Below are 8582 nucleotides of genomic sequence, written 5' to 3' on the forward strand. Positions count from 1 at the left end.
CGAGCGGCGCCGCGCCACCCGGCCCCGCCAGCGCCTCAGGAGGTCTGCGCGAGGAGCGGCGCGAGCGTCGTCACGGCGGTCGCGTCGCCCTGGACGAGGAGCGTCGTGACGGCGGTCTCGCGCCACGCCGCGAGGTCGCGCGCGATCTTGTCCGGCGGGCCGACGAGCGCGACGTCCTCGACCATCGCGGTCGGGACCGCGGCGGCGGCGAGGTCCTTGCGGCCCGCGAGGTAGTGCGCCTGGATCTCGTCGCACGCCTCGGCGTACCCGAGGCGGTCGAGCGCGTCGCGGTGGAAGTTCGCGCCCTTGGCGCCCATCCCGCCCACGTACAGCGCGAGGAACGGGCGCACCTGGTCCGCGGCCTGCTCGACGTGCTCGCGCACCACGACGGGGACGGTCGCGCTCACCTCGAACGCGGACTCGGGCGAGCGCTCGGGCGCGCGCCGCGCGAAGCCGTCCGCGAGCAGCTCGCGGAACGTCGCGTCCATGCGGGGGGAGTAGAACAGCGGGAGCCAGCCGTCGGCGATCTCGGCCGCGAGGGCGATGTTCCTGGGCCCCTCGGCCGCGAGGTGGATCGGCAGGTCGGCGCGCAGCGGGTGGACGGTCGAGCGCAGGGGCTTGCCGAGGCCCGTGCCCTCGGGCAGGGGGAGCGGGTAGTGCGGCCCGGCCGACGTCACGGGCGCCTCGCGGCGCAGCACGTCGCGCACGACCTGCACGTACTCGCGCGTGCGCGCGAGCGGCTTCGCGTACGGCTGGCCGTACCAGCCCTCGACCACCTGCGGGCCCGAGACCCCGAGGCCGAGCACGAACCGGCCGCCCGAGAGGTGGTCCATCGTCAGCGCGGCCATGGCCGTCGCGGTCGGGGTGCGCGCGGAGAGCTGCGCGACGGCCGTGCCGAGGCGGATGCGGCTCGTGCGCGAGCCCCACCACGCGAGCGGCGTGAACGCGTCGGAGCCGTAGGCCTCCGCGGTCCACACCGAGTCCACGCCGAGGCGGTCCGCGGCGACGACCGCGTCCTGGATGCCGTCCGGAGGGCCGGCCGACCAGTAGCCGGTGTGGATGCCGAGTCGCATGCGCGCTCCTCCTCGTCGAGGGTCGTACGGGTCGGTGCCGGGCGGGCGGCGGTGTGCGGCGGTCGGGGGACCGGTGCCGCGCGGCGGCGGAGGTGGGCGGTACCCGGCCCGCGGGCCGGGCAGGGGGGTATCCGGTACGCGGAGTCTCTGGTACCGCCCGCCACCACCCTAGCGGATCCGGCGGGGTGGTTCGCCGACCTCCCGCGCGCCGCCCGGACGCCGCCCGGGACGCGGCGAGGGGCCGCCGTCCTCGCGGACGACGGCCCCTCGCACCGGGCCCGGGCGGGCGCGACCCCTCAGATGACGTACTCGATGAGCAGGGACGGGTCCTCGACCGCGTCCCGCGCCGCGGGCGTGCCGGACGGCATCCGCACGCGCGCCGGGACGCCCACCGCGACCGCGCCCGCGGGCACGTCCTTGACGACGACGGCGTTCGCCCCCACCTGCACGTCGTCGCCGACCCACACCGGACCGAGGATCTTCGCCCCCGCGCCGACGACGACGCGGTCCCCGAGCGTCGGGTGCCGCTTGCCGCGCTTCATCGACCGCCCGCCGAGCGTCGACGTGTGGAACAGCACGACGTCGTCGCCGACCACCGCCGTCTCGCCGACCACGACCCCCATGCCGTGGTCGATGAACAGGCGCCGGCCGATGCGCGCGCCGGGGTGGATCTCCACGCCCGTGAGCGCGCGCGCCGCCTGCGACACGAGCCGCGCGGGCAGGCGCAGCAGCGGCTCGCGCCACATGCGGTGCGCGAGGCGGTACGCCCAGACCGCGTGCACGCCGGGGTAGGCGAGCGCGACCTCGAGGCGGCTGCGCGCGGCGGGGTCGCGCCGCCGGGCCGCCTCGAGGTCCTCGCCGAGGACGCGCACGAACCGGCGCAGCCGGTGGCCGGCCGTCCGTCCGCGGGGGAGGGGCTGCGTCACGTCAGTCCAGCAGGTCGGCGTAGAGGACGGACGACAGGTAGCGCTCGCCGAACGACGGGATGATCGTCACGATGAGCTTCCCGGCGTTCTCGGGGCGCTCCGCGAGCCGCAGCGCGGCCGCGATCGCGGCGCCGGACGAGATCCCGACGAGCAGGCCCTCCTCCTTGGCGGCGCGGCGCGCGTACTCGACGGCCGTCTCGGCGTTGACGTCGATCACCTCGTCGTAGACGGAGGTGTCGAGGATCTCCGGCACGAAGTTCGCGCCGATGCCCTGGATCTTGTGCGGGCCGGGCTGCCCGCCGTTGAGGATGGCCGACTCCTCCGGCTCGACGGCGACGATCTGCACGCCGGGCTTGCGCTCCTTGAGCACCTGGCCCACGCCGGTGATCGTGCCGCCCGTGCCGATGCCCGCGACGACGATGTCGACCTCGCCGTCGGTGTCGGCCCAGATCTCCTCGGCCGTCGTGCGGCGGTGGATCTCGGGGTTGGCCTCGTTCGCGAACTGGCGCGCGAGGATCGCGCCCTCGCGCTCGGCGACGATCTCGTCCGCGCGGTTGACCGCGCCCTTCATGCCCTCCGAGCCCGGGGTGAGGATGAGCTCGGCGCCGAACGCGCGCAGGAGAGCGCGGCGCTCCTTCGACATCGTCTCGGGCATCGTCAGCACGACGTCGTAGCCGCGCGCGGCCCCGACCATCGCGAGCGCGATGCCCGTGTTGCCCGACGTCGCCTCGACGATCGTCCCGCCCGGCTTCAGCTCGCCCGACGCCTCGGCGGCGTCGACGATCGCGACGCCGATGCGGTCCTTCACCGAGTTCGCCGGGTTGTAGAACTCGAGCTTGCCCACGACGGTGGCGCCGAGGTCCTCGGTGAGCTTGTTGAGCCGGACCAGGGGGGTGTTGCCGACGAGCTTCGTGACGTCGTCGTAGATGCGTGCCATGTCTTCCTCTTCTGTCGACGGCTCGGGGAGAGCCGGGGTGGGGGTACCGATCGGGGGTTCGGGGGCCGTCGTCCGCGGCCGGGTCCAGCGTCTCGCGGCCCCGGCGCGGGCGCGCGCGGACGACGGCGGGACGAGGAGCGGCTGACGGTGCGGCGGCGGCGCGCAGGGCGCGCGGGGACGGCGGCGGGCGTCAGCGACAGCCGAGACAGCGACAACAGGAGGTGCGCGACACGGCGCGGTGCAGCGATGCAGGACGCGCGCTCGTCGCGGTCATTCCTCGCTCCTCCTGGTCGGTCGCACCGGGCGGGGCGCCGGTGGGACGGCGCGGCGAGCGGTGCGTTCCCCCTGAGGCTATCGGTCCACGTCCCCGGCCTGCAACGCGTCCGCGGACGCACGTCCGACGGGTGGACAACGGTCCGCGGCGACGTGCCCGGGACGACGACGGGCGCCTCGCCGTGGTGGCGGGGCGCCCGGGTGGTCGTTCGGGTCGGTCGGTCGGAGCGGGCGACGGGAATCGAACCCGCGTAGCCAGTTTGGAAGACTGGGGCTCTACCATTGAGCTACGCCCGCGCGGGTCGCGGGAGCGTCGCTCGGGCCGGCGGCCCGGGGACGGCACGGCGCCGACCTGCGGGCGCCACCCTAGCAAACCTCGGCGGTCCCGGGACCGCGCGCGCGTCGGCGCCGGTCGGCCCGGCAGGAGCGTGCGCGCCCGCCAGTACACTTGCCCTGGCCCGCCCGGCGCGGCGGTCCGCGGGGTGTGGCGCAGGTTGGTAGCGCGTCCGCTTTGGGAGCGGAAGGTCGCAGGTTCAAATCCTGTCACCCCGACCTTCGCGCGGTGCCCGACGGGCGCCGCGGGACGTCGTCGACGTCCCGGGCCGGCGCACCGGCCCCGTCCCCGAGAGGTGCCCGTGACCCCGTCCCCGCCGCAGGCCCGCCCCGTCGCCGCGCACGCGACCCTCGCGGCGCTCGTCGCGGCGGGCAGCGGCGCGGTGCTCTCGCTCCAGGGGCGGCTCAACGGCGACCTCGCCACCGCGGGGACCGGTCCCGTCGTCGCCGCGTGGCTCTCCTACGTCGGCACGCTGCTCGCCACCGTCCTCGTGGTCGTCGCGCTCCGCCGCACCCGCGCGACCGTCCGCGTCCTGCGCGCGTCCGCGTCGTGGTGGTGGTTCGCCGTCGGACTGTGCAGCGTCCCGGTCGTGGTCGCCATGGCGGCGGGCGTCCCGCTCGTCGGCGTCGCGGTCGCGACCGTGTGCTCGGTCGCGGGCCAGACGGTGGCGGGGCTCGCGCTCGACGCCCGGGGGGTCGGGCTGCCCGCGCCGCTGCGGCTCACGGCGCGCCGCGCGGCGGCCGGTGTCGCCGCCGTCGCCGGGCTCGGGATCGCGGTGCTCGGCGGGGCGACCGCCGAGACCGGGTGGGCCGCCGTGGTCGCCTGCCTCGCGCTGTTCGTCGGCGGCGCCGTCCTGTGCGGGCAGCAGGCCGGCAACGGCCGCGTGACCCAGCTCTCGGGGGACCCCGTCGTCGCGACGCTCACGTCGGTCACGGGCGGTCTCGTCGGCATCTCGCTCGTGTGCGCGGTCGTCGCCGCGGTCGGCGGGCTCGACGGCGTCGCGCTGCCCCCGCAGTGGTGGCTCTACCTGGGTGGCCCGCTCGGCACGCTCGTCACCGTCGCGGCGGCGTACGCGGTGCGGCACCTCGGCACGTTCGTCCTCACCCTCGCCGTCGTCGGCGGGCAGATGGTCATGGCGGTGCTGCTCGACGTGCTCGGCGTCGTCGGCCTGCGGTGGCAGACGGTCGTCGCGACGGCGGTCGTCGGGGTCGCCGTCCTGCTCGTCGTCGGGCGTCCCGGGCCGCGCGCGTCGGAGTGACCCGTGCGGGACGTGCGGAGGGGCCCCGGCGTCTCGGGCGCTTGACCGCTCGCGTACGATAGGACGGTTGCCCGTACGCCCGCGTGCGGTGCCGTCCCCGGCCGTCCGCGGCCCGCCCCGATCAGTTGGAGACCATCGAAGTGAAGAGCGCCGTCGAGACCCTGGACCCCACCAAGGTCAAGCTGACCGTCGAGGTGGAGTACGACGAGCTCAAGCCGAGCATCGAGCACGCCTACAAGCACATCGCGGAGCAGGTGAACATCCCCGGCTTCCGCAAGGGCAAGGTCCCGCCGCGCGTGATCGACCAGCGCGTCGGCTGGGGCGCCGTCATCGAGCACGCCGTCAACGACGGCCTCTCGGGCTTCTACCGCCAGGCCGCCAGCGAGGAGAGCCTGCGCCCGCTCGGCCAGCCCGAGGTCGAGGTCACCGAGATCCCGGCGAAGGCCGGCGAGGGCCAGCTGGTCTTCACCGCCGAGGTCGAGGTCCGCCCCGAGATCACGCTGCCCGCGCTCGACTCGCTGAGCATCACGGTCGAGCCGGCCGAGGTCACCGACGAGGACGTCACGGAGCGCCTCGACGCGCTGCGCGAGCGCTTCGGCACCCTCGTGGGCGTGGACCGCCCGGCCGCCGAGGGCGACTTCGTCGTGCTCGACCTCAAGGCCGAGATCGACGGCGAGGAGGTCGACTCGGTCTCCGGCGTCAGCTACCAGATCGGCTCGGGCAACATGCTCGAGGGCCTGGACGAGGCGCTCACCGGCCTCTCGGCCGACGAGACGACGACGTTCACCGCACCGCTCGCCGGCGGCGAGCACGCGGGCGAGGAGGCGACCGTCACCGTCACGGCGACGTCCGTCAAGCAGCGCGACCTGCCCGAGGCGGACGACGACTTCGCCCAGCTCGCGTCCGAGTTCGACACGCTCGAGGAGCTCAACGCCGACCTGCGCGAGCAGGTCGCGAGCATCAAGACCTCGAACCAGGCCGTGGCCGCGCGCGACGAGCTCCTCAAGGCGCTCAACGACGCCGTCGAGATCCCCGTCCCGTCGGGCGTCGTCGAGGCCGAGGTGCACCGTCACCTCGAGTCCGAGGGCCGCCTGGAGGACGACACCCACCGCGCCGAGGTCACCGTCGAGGCGACCGACGCGATCCGCAACCAGATCCTGCTCGACACCCTCGCCGAGCAGCTCGAGATCAAGGTCGCGCAGAACGAGCTCCTCGAGTACCTCGTGAGCGCCTCGCGCCAGTACGGGATGGACCCGAACCAGTTCATCCAGTCGCTCGACCAGGGCGGCCAGATCCCCGCGATGGTCGGCGAGGTCGCGCGCTCGAAGTCGCTCGCGGTCGCGCTGCGCCAGATCGAGGTCAAGGACACGGCGGGCAACGTCGTGGACCTCACCGAGTTCATCGGCTCGGACGACGAGGACGCCGCCGCGGACGAGTCGGTCGAGGACGTCGCGGCCGAGCCCGTCGAGGAGGCGCTCGTCGACGACTCCGCCGAGACCGCCGCCGAGGCCCCGGTCGAGGACGACGAGAAGGACGCCACCAAGGCCTGACACGGCGCCGGCCCCGGCCGGACCGACGACGACGGCCCGCACCTCCGCCCGAGGTGCGGGCCGTCGTCGTCCCCCGGGGGAGGCCCTCGTCGGGTCGTGCCGACGGCAGGGTGCGCCGTCAGCGAAAACGCGGGTGATCGGGACGAACGGCGGACGCGGACCGCGTTAGGGTCACTGCAGCACGGCTGGAGGGGACGGCGTCCCGGTCCGGCCAGGGCAGCGCAGGCGGGGGTCACCCGCGGGAGCGACGAAGGAGATGGATGTGAACGAGCTGTACCTGCCGTCCGACGCGACGGCCCCGGTCAACCGCGCCGAGGGTCCGGGCCTCGGACTCAACGACTCCATCTACAACCGGCTCCTCAAGGAGCGCATCATCTGGCTCGGCTCGGAGGTGCGCGACGAGAACGCGAACGCCATCTGCGCGCAGATGATGCTGCTCGCCGCGGAGGACCCGGACAAGGACATCTGGCTCTACATCAACTCGCCGGGCGGGTCGATCACGGCCGGCATGGCGATCTACGACACCATGCAGTACATCCAGCCGGACGTCGCGACCATCGCCATGGGCATGGCCGCCTCGATGGGGCAGTTCCTGCTCTCGTCCGGCACCAAGGGCAAGCGGTACGCCACGCCGCACGCGCGCGTCATGATGCACCAGCCGTCGGGCGGCATCGGCGGCACGGCGACCGACGTGCGCATCAACGCGCAGCTCATCATGCACATGAAGCAGGTGCTCTCCGAGCTCACGGCCGAGCAGACCGGCCAGCCGCTCGAGAAGATCCTCAAGGACAACGACCGGGACAGCTGGTTCACCGCCCAGGAGGCGCTCGAGTACGGCTTCATCGACCACGTCGTGACGAACGCGTCGTCCGTCACGGGCGGCGGCGGCGCGTCCGGCTCCTGAGGCCCCGCACCCGGAACCCAGACTTCACCCGAGGAGAACCCGTGAGCTTCAGCGCCGAGTCCCAGTACCTGTCCACCGCCCAGCGCCTCGCCGGCCCGGCGGCCCGCCCCGGCGGTGTCGCCCTGCCGGGCGGCGCGCCGTCCGCCCGCTACGTGCTCCCGCAGTTCGAGGAGCGCACCGCCTACGGCTTCAAGCGGCAGGACCCCTACACCAAGCTGTTCGAGGACCGCATCATCTTCCTGGGCGTCCAGGTCGACGACGCGTCCGCGGACGACGTCATGGCCCAGCTCCTCGTGCTCGAGAGCCAGGACCCGGACCGCGACGTCATCCTCTACATCAACTCGCCGGGCGGGTCGTTCACCGCGATGACCGCGCTCTACGACACGATGCAGTACATCAAGCCGCAGATCCAGACGGTCTGCCTCGGCCAGGCGGCCTCGGCTGCCGCGGTCCTGCTCGCGGCCGGCCAGCCGGGCAAGCGCCTCGCGCTGCCGAACGCGCGCGTGCTCATCCACCAGCCCGCGATGGAGGGCGGCGGCTACGCCCAGGCGTCCGACATCGAGATCCACGCGAACGAGCTCATCCGCATGCGCGAGTGGCTCGAGGACACGCTCGCGCTGCACTCGGGCAAGTCGGTCGAGCAGGTCCGCCAGGACATCGAGCGCGACAAGATCCTCACCGCCGAGCAGGCGAAGGAGTACGGCCTGGTCGACCAGGTCCTCGAGAGCCGCAAGGCCGTCGCGGTCAACAAGCCCTGATCGTGACCGACCCGACAGCATGACCACGCGCCGCGCCGTCGTCCCCCGCACGGGGGCGGCGGCGCGACACGTTGCACCCCGTACGGGGAGCCCACCTGACAACCCGGTCCTCGTGGTGTGGAATGGGGAGCAGGACTCGCTCGGCCGTGCCGGGGGCCCGCGTCGTCGACCCGGACGGCGCCACGCCCCGGCACCGGGACAAGGAGACGCGTAGTGGCTCGTATCTCAGACGGCGCCGACCTGCTGAAGTGCTCGTTCTGCGGCAAGTCGCAGAAGCAGGTCAAGAAGCTCATCGCGGGCCCCGGCGTGTACATCTGCGACGAGTGCATCGACCTGTGCAACGAGATCATCGAGGAGGAGCTCGCCGAGGCGACGGAGATCGGCCTCACGGAGCTGCCCAAGCCCAAGGAGATCTTCGAGTTCCTCGAGCAGTATGTCATCGGCCAGGACGCCGCCAAGCGGGCCCTGGCCGTCGCCGTCTACAACCACTACAAGCGCGTCCAGGCGGGCGAGCAGGCCAAGCCGTCGAGCCCCGACGACCCGGACTACGTGGAGCTGGCGAAGTCGAA

General features: G+C 73.8%; 8 protein-coding genes and 2 tRNA genes. 6 read left to right on the forward strand and 4 right to left on the reverse strand.

Annotated features, from left to right (window positions below; translation table 11 throughout):
• Window positions 1–35: 35 nt before the first annotated feature.
• The 4 genes from GJV82_RS16020 to GJV82_RS16035 all read right to left on the reverse strand — a co-directional run bounded on the left by GJV82_RS16020 (window position 36) and on the right by GJV82_RS16035 (window position 3506).
• Complete coding sequence (locus GJV82_RS16020; protein ID WP_115942332.1) at window positions 36–1073, reverse strand: LLM class F420-dependent oxidoreductase; 1038 nt, start codon at window positions 1071–1073, stop codon at window positions 36–38.
• A gap of 296 nt (window positions 1074–1369) precedes the next feature.
• Window positions 1370–1999: a serine O-acetyltransferase EpsC gene (epsC, locus tag GJV82_RS16025; RefSeq protein ID WP_024842205.1), complete on the reverse strand. Its 630-nt coding sequence runs from the start codon at window positions 1997–1999 to the stop codon at window positions 1370–1372.
• Between the two features lies 1 nt (window position 2000).
• On the reverse strand, window positions 2001–2936 hold the full coding sequence (gene cysK, locus GJV82_RS16030) for a cysteine synthase A (RefSeq protein WP_155099923.1): 936 nt from the start codon (window positions 2934–2936) through the stop codon (window positions 2001–2003).
• A 499-nt stretch (window positions 2937–3435) separates the two neighbouring features.
• Window positions 3436–3506, reverse strand: a tRNA-Gly gene (locus tag GJV82_RS16035).
• Between the two features lie 181 nt (window positions 3507–3687).
• Here GJV82_RS16035 and GJV82_RS16040 point away from each other — a divergent pair.
• The 6 genes from GJV82_RS16040 to GJV82_RS16065 all read left to right on the forward strand — a co-directional run.
• Window positions 3688–3761, forward strand: a tRNA-Pro gene (locus tag GJV82_RS16040).
• An 83-nt stretch (window positions 3762–3844) separates the two neighbouring features.
• A complete protein-coding gene (locus tag GJV82_RS20805; protein ID WP_155099924.1) occupies window positions 3845–4801 on the forward strand; it encodes a DMT family transporter in 957 nt (318 codons plus the stop codon).
• 140 nt (window positions 4802–4941) lie between these two features.
• Window positions 4942–6351: a trigger factor gene (gene tig, locus GJV82_RS16050; protein ID WP_318657737.1), complete on the forward strand. Its 1410-nt coding sequence runs from the start codon at window positions 4942–4944 to the stop codon at window positions 6349–6351.
• A gap of 256 nt (window positions 6352–6607) precedes the next feature.
• Window positions 6608–7255, forward strand: a complete 648-nt coding sequence (locus GJV82_RS16055) for an ATP-dependent Clp protease proteolytic subunit (protein ID WP_051471966.1) — start codon at window positions 6608–6610, stop codon at window positions 7253–7255.
• A gap of 41 nt (window positions 7256–7296) precedes the next feature.
• A complete protein-coding gene (locus GJV82_RS16060) occupies window positions 7297–8013 on the forward strand; it encodes an ATP-dependent Clp protease proteolytic subunit (protein ID WP_024842210.1) in 717 nt (238 codons plus the stop codon).
• A 213-nt stretch (window positions 8014–8226) separates the two neighbouring features.
• Window positions 8227–8582: ClpX C4-type zinc finger protein (locus GJV82_RS16065; protein ID WP_318657738.1), on the forward strand; the 356-nt coding region annotated here is incomplete at its 3' end.

This window comes from Cellulosimicrobium composti (assembly GCF_009711085.1).
GTDB classification, from domain to species: domain Bacteria; phylum Actinomycetota; class Actinomycetes; order Actinomycetales; family Cellulomonadaceae; genus Cellulosimicrobium; species Cellulosimicrobium composti.